Origin of the sequence: Micromonospora sp. MA102 (assembly GCF_025460765.1) — a bacterium.
In the GTDB taxonomy this organism is placed as follows: Bacteria; Actinomycetota; Actinomycetes; order Mycobacteriales; family Micromonosporaceae; genus Micromonospora; species Micromonospora halotolerans.
The window spans coordinates 352,947-367,802 of sequence record NZ_JAMWEG010000001.1; the positions used below are offsets into that span (position 1 = coordinate 352,947).

The 14,856-nt window shown below is 70.5% G+C and carries 18 protein-coding genes and 1 pseudogene; 6 read left to right on the forward strand and 13 right to left on the reverse strand.

Annotated elements, in window-relative coordinates; translation table 11 throughout:
* Window positions 1–4 precede the first annotated feature (4 nt).
* On the reverse strand, window positions 5–880 hold the full coding sequence (locus tag NFX44_RS01720; RefSeq protein WP_262281679.1) for an alpha/beta hydrolase: 876 nt from the start codon (window positions 878–880) through the stop codon (window positions 5–7).
* Complete coding sequence (locus NFX44_RS01725) at window positions 877–1,713, reverse strand: MBL fold metallo-hydrolase (protein WP_262281680.1); 837 nt, start codon at window positions 1,711–1,713, stop codon at window positions 877–879. Before NFX44_RS01725 ends, NFX44_RS01720 begins: the two co-directional genes overlap by 4 nt.
* A gap of 122 nt (window positions 1,714–1,835) precedes the next feature.
* Here NFX44_RS01725 and NFX44_RS01730 point away from each other — a divergent pair, with 122 nt between their 5' ends.
* The gene (locus NFX44_RS01730) at window positions 1,836–2,171 is read left to right on the forward strand and encodes a helix-turn-helix domain-containing protein (RefSeq protein ID WP_262281681.1); all 336 of its coding nucleotides are present in this window, start codon (window positions 1,836–1,838) and stop codon (window positions 2,169–2,171) included.
* 97 nt (window positions 2,172–2,268) lie between these two features.
* Here NFX44_RS01730 and NFX44_RS01735 read toward each other — a convergent pair whose 3' ends face one another.
* The 3 genes from NFX44_RS01735 to NFX44_RS01745 form a co-directional block, all read right to left on the reverse strand.
* Window positions 2,269–2,817 (reverse strand): TFIIB-type zinc ribbon-containing protein, encoded by a 549-nt coding sequence (locus NFX44_RS01735; protein ID WP_262281682.1) that lies wholly within the window; start codon window positions 2,815–2,817, stop codon window positions 2,269–2,271.
* Between the two features lie 117 nt (window positions 2,818–2,934).
* Window positions 2,935–5,280 (reverse strand): acylase, encoded by a 2,346-nt coding sequence (locus NFX44_RS01740; protein ID WP_262281683.1) that lies wholly within the window; start codon window positions 5,278–5,280, stop codon window positions 2,935–2,937.
* Between the two features lie 138 nt (window positions 5,281–5,418).
* Window positions 5,419–6,069: a hypothetical protein gene (locus tag NFX44_RS01745; RefSeq protein ID WP_262281684.1), complete on the reverse strand. Its 651-nt coding sequence runs from the start codon at window positions 6,067–6,069 to the stop codon at window positions 5,419–5,421.
* A 305-nt stretch (window positions 6,070–6,374) separates the two neighbouring features.
* On the opposite strand from NFX44_RS01745, the gene NFX44_RS01750 reads away from it, so the two are divergent.
* Complete coding sequence (locus NFX44_RS01750) at window positions 6,375–8,843, forward strand: PKD domain-containing protein (RefSeq protein ID WP_262281685.1); 2,469 nt, start codon at window positions 6,375–6,377, stop codon at window positions 8,841–8,843.
* Between the two features lie 61 nt (window positions 8,844–8,904).
* On the forward strand, window positions 8,905–9,366 hold the full coding sequence (locus tag NFX44_RS01755) for a hypothetical protein (protein WP_262281686.1): 462 nt from the start codon (window positions 8,905–8,907) through the stop codon (window positions 9,364–9,366).
* A gap of 103 nt (window positions 9,367–9,469) precedes the next feature.
* Here NFX44_RS01755 and NFX44_RS33330 read toward each other — a convergent pair.
* The 4 genes and pseudogenes from NFX44_RS33330 to NFX44_RS01770 all read right to left on the reverse strand — a co-directional run.
* A pseudogene (locus tag NFX44_RS33330) lies at window positions 9,470–9,631 on the reverse strand (hypothetical protein); the annotation flags it as partial.
* A 50-nt stretch (window positions 9,632–9,681) separates the two neighbouring features.
* Window positions 9,682–10,659 carry an NAD(P)-dependent alcohol dehydrogenase gene (locus tag NFX44_RS01760; RefSeq protein WP_262281687.1) on the reverse strand — a complete coding sequence of 326 codons (978 nt, stop codon included), beginning with the start codon at window positions 10,657–10,659 and terminating at the stop codon, window positions 9,682–9,684.
* Window positions 10,656–10,853, reverse strand: a complete 198-nt coding sequence (locus NFX44_RS01765; protein ID WP_255352245.1) for a helix-turn-helix transcriptional regulator — start codon at window positions 10,851–10,853, stop codon at window positions 10,656–10,658. Before NFX44_RS01765 ends, NFX44_RS01760 begins: the two co-directional genes overlap by 4 nt.
* Window positions 10,854–10,876: 23 nt before the next feature.
* Complete coding sequence (locus tag NFX44_RS01770) at window positions 10,877–11,305, reverse strand: hypothetical protein (RefSeq protein ID WP_262281688.1); 429 nt, start codon at window positions 11,303–11,305, stop codon at window positions 10,877–10,879.
* 187 nt (window positions 11,306–11,492) lie between these two features.
* On the opposite strand from NFX44_RS01770, the gene NFX44_RS01775 reads away from it, so the two are divergent.
* Both NFX44_RS01775 and NFX44_RS01780 read left to right on the forward strand, forming a co-directional pair.
* A complete protein-coding gene (locus NFX44_RS01775) occupies window positions 11,493–12,197 on the forward strand; it encodes a VOC family protein (RefSeq protein ID WP_262281689.1) in 705 nt (234 codons plus the stop codon).
* 401 nt (window positions 12,198–12,598) lie between these two features.
* Window positions 12,599–12,748: a hypothetical protein gene (locus tag NFX44_RS01780; protein WP_262281690.1), complete on the forward strand. Its 150-nt coding sequence runs from the start codon at window positions 12,599–12,601 to the stop codon at window positions 12,746–12,748.
* Between the two features lie 94 nt (window positions 12,749–12,842).
* Here the strand turns inward: NFX44_RS01780 and NFX44_RS01785 are convergent, their stop codons facing one another.
* From NFX44_RS01785 to NFX44_RS01800, 4 genes are read right to left on the reverse strand one after another with little or no spacing between them, the layout of a single operon-like run.
* Window positions 12,843–13,223: a GIY-YIG nuclease family protein gene (locus NFX44_RS01785; RefSeq protein WP_262281691.1), complete on the reverse strand. Its 381-nt coding sequence runs from the start codon at window positions 13,221–13,223 to the stop codon at window positions 12,843–12,845.
* Window positions 13,224–13,241: 18 nt separating this feature from the next.
* Window positions 13,242–13,496: a hypothetical protein gene (locus NFX44_RS01790; protein ID WP_262281692.1), complete on the reverse strand. Its 255-nt coding sequence runs from the start codon at window positions 13,494–13,496 to the stop codon at window positions 13,242–13,244.
* Window positions 13,493–13,759, reverse strand: a complete 267-nt coding sequence (locus NFX44_RS01795; RefSeq protein ID WP_262281693.1) for a DivIVA domain-containing protein — start codon at window positions 13,757–13,759, stop codon at window positions 13,493–13,495. The genes NFX44_RS01790 and NFX44_RS01795 overlap by 4 nt, the downstream gene beginning before the upstream one ends.
* Complete coding sequence (locus NFX44_RS01800; RefSeq protein WP_262281694.1) at window positions 13,756–14,010, reverse strand: hypothetical protein; 255 nt, start codon at window positions 14,008–14,010, stop codon at window positions 13,756–13,758. Before NFX44_RS01800 ends, NFX44_RS01795 begins: the two co-directional genes overlap by 4 nt.
* A 360-nt stretch (window positions 14,011–14,370) precedes the next feature.
* Between NFX44_RS01800 and NFX44_RS01805 the strand changes: the two genes are divergently transcribed.
* The gene (locus tag NFX44_RS01805; protein ID WP_262281695.1) at window positions 14,371–14,601 is read left to right on the forward strand and encodes a winged helix-turn-helix domain-containing protein; all 231 of its coding nucleotides are present in this window, start codon (window positions 14,371–14,373) and stop codon (window positions 14,599–14,601) included.
* The last annotated feature ends 255 nt before the right edge of the window (window positions 14,602–14,856 follow it).

A 14,856-nucleotide genomic window follows, 5' to 3' on the forward strand; every position in this document is an offset into this window, starting at 1 on the left:
GGCCTCAGCCGAGGTGCCGGTGCAGGAACGCGGCCGCGCCGTCCGCCGCGTCGGTGACGTACGGCTCCACGTCGTAGAGGTCAATGTGCTGGGCGGCGTCCAGCCAGACGATCTCCTTCGCACCGGCCGCCCGGCGGTGCAGCTCCGCGGCGAGTTCGGGCGCGCAGTAGGCGTCGACCCGGCCGTGCACCACCAGCAGCGGGGTCGCGCCGAGCAGCGGGGCCGCGCCGAGCGCGTCGAACGTCATCAGCGAGTGCAGCGAACCTCGGGTCACCTGGTTGCGCCAGTGCGGCGAGGCGGACCGGTTGGTGCCGTAGTAGGCGTACGGCTCATCGCCGCCCATCGCCGCCTCCGCGCCGCCGGGCGCGACGGCGGGCAGAAATTCGTCGTACGTGTCGAGAAAGCCGGCGAGCGCCGAGCGGTAGTTGTCGACCCCCATCCGCTCGACGAACCAGGCCGGGCTGTTGTAACCGCCGGCGATGCCGACCACCGCCTTCACCCGGGGGTTCTCCGCCGCGGCCCGGACCGCGTAGCCGCCGCCGAGGCAGACGCCGACCAGGCCGATCCGGTCCGGGTCCACCTCCGGCCGGGTTCGCAGCAGCTCGACGGCCGCCCGCAGGTCGGCGAGCTTGCCCTGGCTGTCCTCGTGCCCCGGGCGGCCGCCGCTCTCGCCGAAGCCGCGATGGTCGAAGGCGAGGGTGACGAAGCCGGCCCGGGTGAGCCGGTCCGCGTACGTCCCGGCGACCTGGTCCTTGACCCCGGTGAACGGCCCGGTGAGGGCGACCGCCGGCGCCGGCCCGGCAACGGCCGGAAGTCGCAGCTCGCCCACCAGGTCGATGCCGTCGCTGGTGAAGGCGACACGCTGCTCCTGGGTGCTCATGCGGGCACCGCCTCGGCGGCCAGCTCGGCGGCGACGGCGTCGGCGCCGAGGCCGACCAGCCAGCTCAGCGGCACCTCCGGCAGGAACCGGGTCATGAGCTCGGTCAGCTCCTGCCGCTGCGGCTCACCGAGCGTCGGTGCGCCGTCGGCGATCCGGCGGACGGCCTCCCGGTACATCAGCAGGTACCGCCGCTGCGCGGCCAGCAGGCACCCGTCGCTCGGCGCGCCGTGCCCCGGGTAGAGCGGGAGGCCGTCCAGCTCACCGGTGAGCCGGTCGAGGGCGGCCAGCCAGCGGCCGGTGTGCCCGTCGGCGGTGTAGGAGTGGGTGCCGTCGAAGGCGAGGTCGCCGATGAAGGCCACCCGCCGGTCGCCGCCGGCCACCAGCAGGTACGAGTCGGCGTGGCTCTCCGCGGCGCCGACGTCGTGCACCGCGATCCGCAGCCCGGCCACCTCGACGGTGCCGCCGACCGGCAGCGGGTGGTCCGGGACGCGGTACCGGTCGGGCCACTCGTCGCCGTACACGGGCTGCCACTGCGCCCGCTTCGGCTCGGCGACCTCGGCGATCGCCTCGGCCACCGCAGCGGCGGCGTAGACCGGAACGTCGTCGGCCACCACGTACGGCAGGCCGTTGAAGTGGTCCGGGTGGGCGTGGGTGACGAACGCGGCCAGCAGCGGCTTGCGCAGCGCCGCGAGCCGGGCCGCGAGGGCCCGCGCGTCGGAGACCAGCAGGTTCGCGTCGACGAGCACCACACCGTCGGCGGTCTCCAGGAGGTAGCTGTTGGCGAAGATGCCGCTCTCGGCGGCGGTGTAGGTGTGGATGCGGAACTCGGTCACGGTCGACCATCCGATCGGCGTCGGCGAACTAGAGTCGACTCCGACGCTAGGGCGGCTCACGGGCACCGACCAGACGGCACTTTCCGGTGCCCTTGCCGGCGATCCGCCGATCGGGAGGTCCGATGGTTCTCGTCATTCCCGACGTACTTCAGGAGAGCTGCTCGACCCGGCAGGCGCTGGAACGGTTCGCGGCGAAGTGGCGGGTCCTGCTGATCTACGCGCTGCTGGCCGGGCCGCAGCGGCACGCCCAGCTGCGCCGCCGCCTTCCGGGCATCAGCCAGAAGGTGCTCACCGAGACGTTGCGCGGGATGGAGGCCGACGGGCTGGTGCGCCGCCGGGTGGTCAAGGCCAGCGCGCCGCAGCACGTCGAGTACGAGCTCACCGACCTCGGGCACACGCTGGAGAAACCACTCGCGGCGATCTGCGAGTGGGCGGCGAGCCAGCCGTCAGCCGACTGAGAGGCGGAACTGGGGTCGGGGCGTGAGCCCGCACGCCCGCATCATCGCCGACGACTTTACGGCCACCCTGCGCTTCTACTCCAGCCTGCTCGCCAAGTCAGCGCAGCCGCTGGTCGGTCGACGGCTGCGCCGTCAGCCGAGGTTCCACATCCTCCGGCAGCTCGGCACCGCAGAGCGCGCAGATGTAGTCGTCGTCGCGGACGAGGTTACGCTCGCCGCATTCAAGGCAGCGCCGGAAGACGACGGTCACGGTGAAGCCTTCCGGACGGTCGATACCCGCCCGGTCGAGGGCGCCCGCCACCGCCGCCCAGGAGCTGGGGTCGGGGCAGTAGCCGGTGGAGTGGTTGCTCACTTCGGTGACGGCCCAGCCGCCCCGCTCGCCGGCGAAGGCGATCTCGCCCGCGCCGAGGACCTCTCCACCGCCGGCGCAGGCGACGTGCTCGCTGCGTCTGGGCGCGAGCCGTAAGGCCCCGGCGGTGTCGATGACGTAGGTGAAGGGCTCGTCACGGTCGCGGGGATCCGTGGCCGCGAGGTAGGCGTCGAGGTCGGCGGGTGATCGGATGGGCCAGCCCTCGGGGGCGTCCGCGACCGAGGCCCGCACGTCGGCCGGGCCGACGTAGCGGTATCGATGCCCCGCTCCTACCACAGCGCCGACCATACGCCCGCGCCGCGGCCGCTGGGGACGATCGCAGCTGAGCTGGGCGCGGCGGCCGGCCGGCTGGCCGGCCGCCGGGCCCTCGCTGGCGAAGCGGGTGCTGCCGGCCTACCGCTCCCCCACCCGGTACGTGACCAGGTTCGGGTCGGCCTTGAGCTGCCGCTCGGTGTACTTGATGGTGTCCCAGCCCTTGCCCGAGTACAGCCGGGTCTGGTCGGCGTACCAGGGCGAGTTCGGGTTGGCCGACTGGGAATAGGTCAGGATCTGCCGGCCCGACGGCCCGTTGCGGCCCAGCTCGACGGCCATCACGAACGACGAGCCGTGCTGCACCTTCGAGTAGCCGACGCCGGGCTGCAGCACCCCGATGATCATGTTGAAGACACCCGCTTCCGCGCGCCCGCCGTGGATCGGGATGCGCTCGGCGCCGCGCGGCTCGGTCTGGACGTCGCCGAGGCGCGCGTCGAGCGGGATGCCATCCAACTTGCGGACGGCATTGGCGAGGGCGGTGCGCACCCTCGGGTCGTCGACGGCGAGCCGGCTCGGCGTGGTGAGCGGGGCAGCCGGGTCGAACGCGTCAGCGAAGCGCAGGCCACCGGCGAGGGCGAACTCGGTGAACAGCTGCGCGCCCCGGCTGTCGAGGTTGACCTTCAGGTCCCAGCCGCGCAGGGCGGCGCAGGCCGCGGCCAGGTCGACGGTGGTGCCGTCGGAGGCGGTAGCCGTCGGCTGCGCCTCGCAGACCCGGACCAGGTCGTCGCGGACCAGCTCACCCCCGTACGCCCGGTTGCCGAACGTCACGTCCCACAGCTTGCCGGTGGTGAAACCCTTGCCGGGGAGCCCGTCGGTGCCGGCGATCCGCTGCTGCACCTGGTGCACGCCGAGCCGGGTACGGAGGCTCCGCGGCGTCCGCTCGTCGCCGATGATGCGCGGGTAGCCCTCCAGGGGTTTGGTCGGGTTGGCCAGCCAGTAGCTGTCGTTGGAGTTGGTCACGTAGTCGCCGCGGACCAGCGCGGGCAGGTTGCCCGGGCCGAGGATGCCGGGCACGGCGGCGTCCGGGTCCCGGCCCAGCTCACAGGCGGAGCGGGAGCCGTCGAGGACGGCCTGGCCGCTGCTGGCGTACAGGGGCTGGAAGGGCGCCGGGATGCACGCGGCCGCGAGGGTGCCGGTGACCCGGGGCACGACGGAGTGGTCGGCGTAGAGGGCATTGCCGTCGCGGTCGGCGGCGATGACGTTGACCCAGGGCAGGAACTGCCGCCGGTCCAGCACCGCCCGCAGCTCACCCACCGACTTCGCCCGGCCCATGGCGAGCCAGCCGTCGAGCGCGCGGTTGTTGGCGGCGTTGACGTCGGTGATCGCGTACGCGGCCTGCGCCGTCCAGTCGAAGGTGCCCGGCACCACGACGACCGGACCGAAGTGGGTGTCGTAGAAGGTACGGGTGACCGGCCCGCCCGACGTCTGGACGGTGACGGTGCGGGAGGTCATCTTCCGGGGCTGGCCGTCGTAGAGGTAGCTGGTCGGGTCGCCGGGCACCAGGGTGAGCCGGTGCCAGACGAAGCGGCGGGCGGTGGAGACGGTGTGCGACCAGGCGATCCGGCCGTTGTGGCCGATCTCGACGATCGGATCGCCGACCAGGGCCGCGCCCTCGACGTCGTACCGGCCGGGCACCTTGAGGTGCATCCGGTAGAAGCGCTCGCCCCCGTCCCAGGGGAAGTGCGGGTTCGCGAGCAGCATGCCGGCGCCGCTGGCGGTGGCGTCGCGGCCCAGACCGTACGCGTTGCTGCCCACCCCGGCCGGCGCGCCGTCGCGGGCGGCGACGACGGCTTCGGCCTGCGGGGCGCTGCTCCTGTCTGTGGTGGGCGGCGCGCTGGTCCCGGCGGGCGGCGCGGCGGCCACGATGCCGTCGGCGAGCGCGCCGGAGCTGGCCCGGATCATCCGCGTCCAGTTGGCCCGCCACACGTCCAGCTCGGTGATCGGGCGTACCCAGTCCTTCCCCTTGCAGGCCGGGTCGGTGATCTTGCTCTTGGCGCTGCGGAGGTAGGCGTTGTAGCCGGCGACGAAGCCGCGGATCTGGTCGCGTACCTCGTTGGAGGGTGCGTGGATGCCGTCGCGCGGGCCGACCAGCCAGCGCTCGGCGGCGCGGGCGTCGATGGCCTTCTGCTGGAACAGGTCGCTGGTGACGTTGCTGGTGGTCGCGCCGAACCAGCGGGATCGCTGGGCGTTGACGGTGACCATCTGCTCGGCGATCAGGCAGATGTTGTCCTCGGCCTGGGCGTAGCCGACGCCGTAGCCGAGGCTCGCGAAGTTCTGTGCGGTGATGTGCGGTACGCCGTAGGAGGCGCGCTGGATCAGGGCGGAGTAGCCGTTGCCGTGGGCGGCGGCGGTGCCGCCGGTGACGGTGAGGCCGGCGGCGACCAGCCCCATGGCGACCGCTGCCGCCGCAAGTGGGCGTGCCCTCATCGGGCGCTCTGGTGGTGGTGTGGACGGAGCATTGGACGTCCTCCCCGAGTAGTGACTGTCCAGGTCCGACCGACGCTAGTGGTGAAAGTTGCTCAAGTCACCTGTCGATCATCTTCGGAGGCGATGCGCCGACGCTGCTCAGGCGAGGCACTGACCGTTCTGCAGAGTGCCGAGCACGCGTCGTTGCCCGCCGCCCCGGCCGCTCGCCTCAAGGTGGCCCACCACGCAACCGCCGCCGGCTCGCACGGCGTACACGATGGTGTCCCGGGGTGCCGGATCCATCGACCCGGCTTGCCTCACGACGACGTCGGTGTAGCCGGCAGCGGTGATCGCTCGTCGGACCCGGTCGGTGGCCTGCCCTGGGTTGTCGGTGGGTGGAAACATCCGGCGGCGGGCCTGCTCCGCCAGGCATTCCTGGGTGACCGGCTCGGCACAGTCGAACGTCATCCGGTCGATCGCCCGGCCGACAGCCTCCGCCGCCGCGTCCGCTTCAGCTCGCTGCTCGACGGTGAGCTTGCTGCGAATCCGTTCGTCGTCCACCACTCGCTGGCAGTAGGTGGGGTCGACCTGGCCGGCGGGGCCGAGCCATTCGCAGCCAATGACGGAGGCGGACGGATCGGGCTGAGCCGGGGTGCGCGAAACCTCCTGCGATGTCGAGTCCGCGACGGCGGTGGGCCAGGCACCGGGCGCCGGAGACGGCGACCCACAGGCGGCCAGCGCCAGGGCAGCGAGAGTGAGCCCCGCCAACACCGCCCGGGAGAAACCAATGGTGGGAGCCTGCGCGTCCACCGCCGCAGCATACGGTTGCGGCGTCCGCTCCGGCGTCCCAACGGGCGCTGGCCAACAGTGCACATCAATACTCTCCGCAGCCCCTTGCTTATAAATTTGCAATCGTCGATGATCCTCGGTAAGGCGTGCTCCTGCGGGTCAGCACGTCCAACGGGGATGTGAGGTCGGCCGCTCGTACCGTGCGCGGGCCGCTCTTTTTGTGTTCCCCGAGGCTAGGCGCCCGCCAGGACCAGTCGGCGTGGATCGTCCGTGCCGGCAGACGGGGAGAGCACATGACGGGGATACGACGATGGTGGACAGCCACTGTGGCAGCGACGGTGGCCTCGGTGGTGCTTCTGCCACCAACTGCCGCTCGGGCAACGGAGCCTGAGCCGGATCCGGCGGCGCCCACCATCACCACTACCGCGACGCAACTGGGTTCCAGCATGATCACCGGCCTTACGGAAAGGCCGGCCGAGGATTTGCCGGCCACGCCACCTGAGGCATCGGAGGCGCAACTGCGGGACCTCGCCCGCAAACGCGCCCTGGTATCCACTCAGGACATCGGCTTCGACGTGGCACAGGCAGTCCGAGAGGCTCAGCGCGGTGCCTCCTCACGCGGAGCCGAGGGCGGCGACGAAGGTGACGTGGGAGTCCTGCGGGAAGTGATGCAGCCACCCGCGGTGCCGGACAACGACTTCGCGGAGGAGTGCCAGACCAGCGCCGCCGCGGCGAACGATCGGGTTGGCTACATCAAGAACCGCATGCAGTGGTGCGGGACCTACCGCCTCACCGCGACGGCGATCGACCCGAAACGGCCCGGGTTCATGTCGATGACGTTCGTGGTCGTCGGCTACGGCCGTGACGACGGCGTGCGTGACCTCCACTTCTTCCTCCGGCCGATGAGTGTGGTGTTCTTCGGCTCCTTGACGGCCGCGGACAGCCTGTCCTTTGGCATCGACTGCTATCACGACACGACCGGCTGCAGCGAGAGCGGCGACCATCGGCGAACCCTCGGCGAGTGGCTGGTCCACGCGGGTACGAAGACCTGGTCGCCGTTCGTGCTCTCGTCCGCCCCCGACCCGGACCAGCCCGACAAGATGCGTTTCCACCCGTTCGCCATTGAGTACCAGTTCAAGACGCTGCTACCCAACTATGTCCGCGATGACGCTACGAACGAGCCGCTGGACTACTTCGTCCGCTGCGACTCTGCCGACTATTTCGGCACCCGGACGGCGGCGTGCATCTTCCACGACGTCCTGCCGCACCTGATCTACCCCGTGCTCAACGCCGACGGCTCCGACAGCCCCGTCAAGGAGGTCGCCCAGCACATTCAGGACGCGTTCGCGAACCCGAACGAGACCAGACCGCACAAGCTCGACGGATTCAAGAACATTCCCGGCAACTACGACGCCGCCACGGAAACCAACTACCTGCAACGAGTGCCGTACCAGGGCTCGGAGTGGAACGAGAACTCGGCGGAGAAGGACCGGGCATGCCAGGGGGAATGGCCTTACACGGACACTGGTATCCCGTTGGAGGATCGACCCACCGACGAGCAGGACTGCGACGAGTATCCCTTCGCCAGCACCCTGCAAGGCGCCGCCGCCCGCCGGTTCCGCAGTTTGCCCGTGGACTTCTCGGTGCGCGCCGTGAACAGGACCCAGAACCGCTCCGCCGGCGCCCAGGTCCCGAATTTCTACCGCGATGACCGGATCCTCTACCGTGAGAACGACTGGTTCTGGGTACAGATCGTGCCCCGAGGCGACGCCGGCGCCGCCGACGGGCCGATCGTCAGCGTTGCCTCCAAGGTCGAGGGCGCCGAGGGCCAGCCCATCCAGCTGTACGCCACGATGAGGACCGAGTACGCGGAGACGGGCATCACCTGGACCGTCACGGGGACGGACGGCAACGATCCAGGCGCAACCTGTTCCTTCGACAATCCGCACAACCTGCAACCGAAGATCACGTGCAGCGATGACGGGGTGTACCACGCCACCTTGACCGTCGACGACGGCGTCCACCCGCCGGTGTCGCGTTCCACCGAGGTCACCGTCCACAACATTCCGCCGCAGGTGAGCATCAGCCGTCCGGCGCCATGGCAGGTGTTCCGCGTGGGCACTCCGGTCGAGATCAGCGCGCCCTTCACCGACGCCGCCAACGACACCCACACCTGCGATGTGTCGTGGGACGACTCCACCACCACCCGGTCCGTCCCCACCGGTCGGGTCTGTACCCAGACCCACACCTTCACCAGCGCCGGCATGTACACCATCGAGGTGGCGGTCACGGACGACGACGGGGGCACCGGCACCGCGAACGTCATGGTCGTCGTGTACGACCCGGAGGGCGGGTTCCTCACCGAAGGCGGCGTCATCTCCTCACCCGCCGGCGCGTTCCCGGCGGGCCCGGAGCACACCGGCAAACTGATCATCCAGGCGGCCGTGAAGTACCAGCCGGGTGAGAGCGGCCCAGTGCCTGGCAACGGCAGGCTCGCGGCCGACCTCGAAGGCGGTGAGATGAGGCTGCAGTCCACCGGGTTCGAATGGCTCGTCGTCTCGCCAACCGGCAAGGTGGCGGTCAAGGGCGTCGGGACCGTCGGCGGTCAGGCCGGCTTCGGGTTCCTCTTCTACGGCGACGACGACCCCGACGGTCTGCGCTTGGTCGTCTGGAGGCTCGGCGACAACACCATTCCCAACGACCAGATCGTCTATGACAACAGACCGAGCAGCCTTGACCTTGACGAGTCCAGCTTGACAGCCATGGCGACGGGCGCCATCCAGATCCACGACTGACAGTCATCTATGGTTTGGGGGGCCGGCGTTCGTCCGGCCCCCCAAACTACTGTGAGGGGCGATGACCGGACCGCTGGACAGCGTGGAGGCGCTGCTACCGCCCGAGCACGGCATCATCATCGTTGCCGGTGCGGCCGCCGACTTCCTGGATGACCCCTTCTCCGGTGAGGTGCCGCTCTGCTCCGCCGGCGACGACATCCTGTACCTCATGAGCGCCTCGGATTCCTACCACTGCGCCCGGGTCGTGCTTGAGTCCTGGGCCGCGGCCCCACCCGACGACCGGCAGGACGCGGACGCTCAGCAGCAGGTGACCCTGGCTCTGAGCGAGGGCACCGTGCATGTGTCCGGCATGTTGGAGTTCCAGGCCAGCCCGATCCTGACGCTCGGGCCGCCGGGCCGCTACCACGCCCAGGTCAGTGTCACCGGACGGGCCCAGTTGCGCCGGATCGAAGCACAACCAGGCCACCCCATCCCGATCATGGACGCCGAACGGTTCCTGGTCCGATTCTGGGCTGCCAACTGACAACCAGGGCGGCCGCAAAGGTGGCCGCCGATACTCGAGCCGCACGTTCGCGCCGTTCAAGGGCCACCCAGCCAGAAGGCGTCGAAGGCGGCGGTCCAACGGCTCAGTCTCGTGCGGGCGCCCGGTCCGGCGACCCCGGGCACACAGCGCTGGGCGACGACAGTGCGGCCTCAGGGTCGACATCAATCAGACGCAGCAGCCGGACTGCCGGGCCGGCGGGGTCGGCCAGCAGCTCGACGAACAGGTGGGTCGTTCCGGCGTACGGGTCGCGGCGCCGGAAGGCGGCGAGGCTGGCGCGCCGCTATGACAAGCAGCTCAGATGGTGAGGACCACCTTTCCTGCCGGGTGCCCGTCCCGGAGGTGCCGGATCGCGTCCGATGCCTCGGCAAGGGGATAGGTGCGGTCGACCACCGGGGTCAGCGCGCCGGACTCGATGAGATCTCGTAGCTCGTCCAGGTCCTCGGCCCGCTCCACGGCGCTCACGCTGCGGAGCCGTTGGCCGACGAACAGGGACAGCAGCGGCGCGCGGAACATCTGCCGGTCGTAACCGCTGAGCATCGGGCCCTTGGCGTACGCGCCGCCGACCAGCGCCAGCGTCCCGTGCGGGGTGAGCGCACGCCGCAGCAGTGACAACGGCCGGTCACCGCCGGTGTCGATGACCACGTCGTACACCGGACCGTCGCGGTCGACCTCCTCGCTCGTGTAGTCGAGGACGTCCTCAGCGCCGAGGGAGCGGACGAAATCGGCCTTGGCCGGGGCGCAGACTGCGGTCACCGTCGCGCCGTACGCCTTGGCGATCTGCACCGCCAGGGACCCGACACCGCCCGATGCGCCGATCACCAGCACCCGGTGTCCCGGGCGCACCTCGCCGCTGTCGCGTACGGCGCGCAGCGCCGTCATCGCGGAGACCGGCACCACGGCGGCCTGCGTGAACGACACGTTGGCCGGCTTGCGGGCCAGTCGCCGTTGCGGTGCGCTCGCGAACTCGGCGTACGAGCCGCGCAGGCAGGTGCCGTACACCTCGTCGCCGGGCCGGAACCGGGTCACCCGGGCGCCGACCGCGGCGACCACCCCGGCCAGGTCCCGGCCGCGCACCGCCACCCGGGGCCGGCGCAACCCGCTCGCCAGCCGTGCCAGGTAGGGGCGGCCGGCCATGAAGATCCAGACTCCGGGGTCGACCCCGGCCGCGCGGACCTGGACGAGGACATCGTCGTCGCCGATGGCCGGCCGTCCGATGTCGCGGAGCTGGAGCACGTCCGCCGGGCCGTAGGTGTCCTGGACGATGGCTTTCATGGTGCCGCCTCCTCGGGATACTGGAACACGTCGTCGAGCCGTACGCCGAACACGCGGGCGATCCGGAACGCCATTTCCAGCGAGGGCGAGTAGCGGCCCTGCTCGATGGCGATGACGGTCTGCCGGGTCACGCCGATCCGCTCGGCGAGTTCGGCCTGGGTCATCTCGTCATGCGCGAAGCGCAGTGCGCGGATGTTGTTCGTGACCTGGGTCGGCTTCACCACTGCGGGACACCCGTGCGGTAGACGATCACCTTCGTCAGGGAGCCGACCACCGCCGACAGGACGAAGCACAGGTAGATGACGTTGGCGATCCAGAACCAGTCCCACTCGGCCAACGCCATGAGCATCGCCGACACCGCGCCGATGACCACGAACGCCTGGCCAACATGGTCGCCGAGCCGCCCGATCTCCCGGTCGCGAACGTCCTTGACGCGGGACGCCCGCGGGTCCACCACGCCCATCGCGATCTCGGCCACGATGTTCGCGACGATGGCGCCGCCGACCGTCCACAGGAGAACGCCGGCGTAGGGGGTCGCGGAGAGCGGCCCACCGTCGACCCGGCTCAGGACGACCGCCGCGTAGACCGCGTACCCCACGACGCTGACCACCAGCATGGTCCAGGCGCGTTTCTCCTCATGCGTCATGACCGGCTCCCCATGTAAAGAATCCTTGACACGCCTAGAGTAAGGCTTCTTTGACTCCGTGTCTAGAAACTTTTACATCGCATGGCGGCGGAGCTGGTGACAGGGGCCGACGCGGTCGCGCCGGCCGGGGTCCGGCGCAGGCCAAAACGGCTTTGTCGCCCTGCCGGCCCGCGCCTAGCGTGGGGCGATGAACTCGCGACTTCTCTCGGCGACCTTCGATGCGCGCGATCCGGCTCGCGTGGCGCGGTTCTGGGCCGGCATGCTCGGCCGGGAGATCGTCGAGGACGCCGGTGGTGTGCTCCTGCCGGGACACGAAACCCAGCTCAGTCTCCGGTTCGCCCGCAGCAGCGCGGAGATGGTGCGGCCGAACCGCATGCACCTCCACCTGACCAGCGCCAGCCTTGACGACCAGCAGCAGACGGTGGCGACGGCGCTGAGGCTCGGCGCAAGTCACCTCGACGTCGGGCAGCGCCCCGAGGAGGGGCATGTCGTCCTGGCCGACCCCGAGGGCTACGAGTTCGACGTGATCGAGCCGGGCAACAACTACCTCGCCGGGTGCGGCTTCCTCGGGGAGCTCACCTGCGACGGCACCCGGGACGTCGGCCTCTTCTGGAGCGAGGCGCTGGGCTGGCCGCTGGTGTGGGACCAGAACGAGGAGGCCGCGATCCAGTCACCGCACGGTGGCACGAAGGTCGCGTGGGGAGGCCCGCCCGTCGCCCCGAAGAAGGCGAGGAACCGGCAGCGCTTCGACCTCGCCCCGGCCGGTGACGACCAGCAGGCGGAAGTCGACCGGCTGCTCGCTCTCGGGGCCACTCGGCTCGAGGTCGGTGACGACGGCACCGTCGTGCTGGCCGATCCGGACGGCAACGAGTTCTGCGTACGAAGGAACTGACCGGAGCGCTCCCGCCGTAGGTTGATTGGCTGTTCAGGCGGGGCACTGGCCGACGTCGTCGACCGGTCCGAGGAGACCGTACGCCAGGCCGCGCACCGCGCCTGCGGGCACGTGCAGGCCCGGCGGCCGCGCTTCCACGCCGATCGCACCCGGCAGCGGCAGGTCACCGAACAGTTCCTCGCCGCCGCCGTCGGCGGTGACATCAACACGCTGATGCAGCTGCTGGCACCCGACGTCACGCTGTGGACCGACGGTGGCGGCAAGGTCCGCCAGGCAATGCGGCCGATCACCGGCGCGGATCGGGTGTCCACCTGGCTCGCGGGCATAACCGACCGCCCGTATCAGGGCGTCGCGCCCGCCGAGATGGCCATCGAACTGGTCGAGCTCACCGGCCGGGCGTCGTGTTCAGCGGCGCGGGCCGCGTCATCGCCACGCTCACCCTCGACGTGGACGAGGGTGGCCAGATCGCCGCGATCCACAACGTCGCCAACCCCGACAAGCTCCGCGCCGTGGCCGCCCGGACCATCCACCACATCCAGGCCGACCACTAGCCATCGCCACCGATGTCGCGAGCTTGCCGCGGCGGGAGGGTCCGGCGGCCAACGCCAGCACATCGACTGGCTCTACGGCGCGTGAGCCGGCCCGTTACCGGGGCTTCGGCACCTGCCGGTTGAAGCGGGGCTTGAGGGCCAGGACCAGGGCCTCCTTCGTACCCTTCGGGTTATCCGTCTCCTGCCAGCGGACCTCGCGCTGGCCCAGCCAGTCGGCGATGGCGGCGGCCGATGCCTCGTTACCGGGCTTGTCGAGGAGCTGGCCGACCTGCTCGTGCAGCACCGACGACTCCCGGTTGCCGGTCAGGTGCTGCCGAAGGCGGTTACGCAGGTTCCCGGTCCAGCCGACGTAGACCACCGTGCCGCGGTCGAGGACCACGTGCACGCCGGGCGAGGTGGGAGCGCCGGCGGCGGCTTCCGTCGTGTACGGCTGAGGAGGTGTGAAGCCGGCCAGCAGATCTTCGGCGTCATGCATCCCCGGACGGTACCGGCGTCAACCCTCCCCTGTGGCCCCACACGATCCGGAGTGCCCGTCGCGGAGCCGGCACCGCCGGCCGCTAGGGAGCCGGGTGTCGCACCAGACCCGGTAGCGGAGGTGCTGCGCGTCCTCCTCGCTGAGGGTGGTCTCGCCGAAGTCGAAGGCGGTGACGTGGGCAAGGGACTCGCGCAGCGCGGCGGCCAGGTCGGTGGCGACGTCCTGGCCGGTCAGCGTGGTGGGCAGGTGGATGATCCAACGGGGTGCGGTCATCGTTGCCACCGGCTGTTCGGTGACCAGTCTGGGTCGGTGAAGCGGCAGCCGGTGTGGCGGGACTGCCACTGGCGCAGGGCCTGGCGGACGCGTTCGGCCTCGGTGTTGGCGGTGGTCAGCTCGCGGTGCAGGCGGTCGAGTTCGTCGGCGAAACGGTTGAGGTAGGCGTGGACCTGGTCGGGGTCGAGGCCGCGCCATCGGCTGTCGAAGCCGGCGGCTCGGATCTGGTGCGGGTGCAGGCGTTCCCCGGTCACGTAAATCACGGCTGCCTCGCTGTCTGTTCGGCGACCAGGGCCCCGATTTCACGCTCGCTCAGGCCTCGGCGGGTCAGGACGTGGTGGCCCCAGCGGTGCAGGCGGCCGGGGTACGGAGCGCGGTCGTTGCGGCAGCGCGTGCCGTCGGGCCACTGCTCGGGGGCGTGCACGGCGACGGCCTTGACGGCGAAGGTGACGTCTTCGGTGGTGATATAGGGCGGTAGGGGTAGTTCGCCGAGGATGTCGTCGATCGAGTCCATGACCCTCCCTGGTCGGATGGTTACGGCGCCGAGGCGAGCGGGGACGGCCGGCACGACCGCGCGTCCATACCGGCTGGAGCCCAGCACCCACCCCGGGCCTGCTAATGCGCCGCTGGATTCCGACGCGGCTGCGTTCTCGCATCTCCTGGGCCTGTTGCCTGTGCCTCTTCACGGGCGTCCGCTCTGTGTGCCGGGGCAGCACCGACGCCACCCCGGCACTGATCGGGCATCGGCGCCCGGACGAGTCGTTCTGGTGCCAACCCGATCGACTCAGGGACAACCTATGTCACTAGGCGCTATAGGTCAACCACGAGGAAGGGGTGAGAGGATCGGACCAGGTGCCAGCCCGAAAGGATCTACGTGTCCCCGATCCCGCTCAGCTATACCGACATCGCCGGCGACATCGCCGAACGGATCAAGAGTGGTGAGTACGAGCCCGGCGCCAAGTTGCCGTCGTACTCGCAGCTCGCCGACCTCTACTCCGTGTCCTTCTCGACCGCTGCCCGGGCCATTGCCCTGCTGCGCGACCGAGGCATCGTCGTCGGCGCACCCGGACGCGGCGTCTTCGTGGCGGACCGTATCAGCAGATAGCCGAACCTCTCTCAATGACGCTTCCGACGCCTGCTGTGGTCAGCCGCCTTGGACGGCCACAGCCCGATCCGCGTCCCGAGGGCAGACCTCACGCAGCACACACAGGCATCGCCCTGAGGAACTCCGCGTCACACCAGTGTCGCCCGACCAGCCATGGGGGTAGTCGAAGTCACCCGGTCGCTCGGCGTACAGGTGGCGGCTGAGTGAGGAGTCACCAGGCGGCGTTCGGCGACCGGCTCCCGGCGCCCCACGTAC

What these genes read in the sequence shown, in the direction of transcription:
- NFX44_RS01720 (WP_262281679.1), bottom strand. Translation starts at nt 880, where the DNA reads ATGAGCACCCAGGAGCAGCGTGTCGCCTTCACCAGCGACGGCATCGAC.
- NFX44_RS01730 (WP_262281681.1), top strand. Translation starts at nt 1,836, where the DNA reads ATGGTTCTCGTCATTCCCGACGTACTTCAGGAGAGCTGCTCGACCCGG.
- NFX44_RS01740 (WP_262281683.1), bottom strand. Translation starts at nt 5,280, where the DNA reads ATGAGGGCACGCCCACTTGCGGCGGCAGCGGTCGCCATGGGGCTGGTC.
- NFX44_RS01755 (WP_262281686.1), top strand. Translation starts at nt 8,905, where the DNA reads ATGACCGGACCGCTGGACAGCGTGGAGGCGCTGCTACCGCCCGAGCAC.
- NFX44_RS01760 (WP_262281687.1), bottom strand. Translation starts at nt 10,659, where the DNA reads ATGAAAGCCATCGTCCAGGACACCTACGGCCCGGCGGACGTGCTCCAG.
- NFX44_RS01770 (WP_262281688.1), bottom strand. Translation starts at nt 11,305, where the DNA reads ATGACGCATGAGGAGAAACGCGCCTGGACCATGCTGGTGGTCAGCGTC.
- NFX44_RS01775 (WP_262281689.1), top strand. Translation starts at nt 11,493, where the DNA reads ATGAACTCGCGACTTCTCTCGGCGACCTTCGATGCGCGCGATCCGGCT.
- NFX44_RS01785 (WP_262281691.1), bottom strand. Translation starts at nt 13,223, where the DNA reads ATGCATGACGCCGAAGATCTGCTGGCCGGCTTCACACCTCCTCAGCCG.
- NFX44_RS01790 (WP_262281692.1), bottom strand. Translation starts at nt 13,496, where the DNA reads ATGACCGCACCCCGTTGGATCATCCACCTGCCCACCACGCTGACCGGC.
- NFX44_RS01800 (WP_262281694.1), bottom strand. Translation starts at nt 14,010, where the DNA reads ATGGACTCGATCGACGACATCCTCGGCGAACTACCCCTACCGCCCTAT.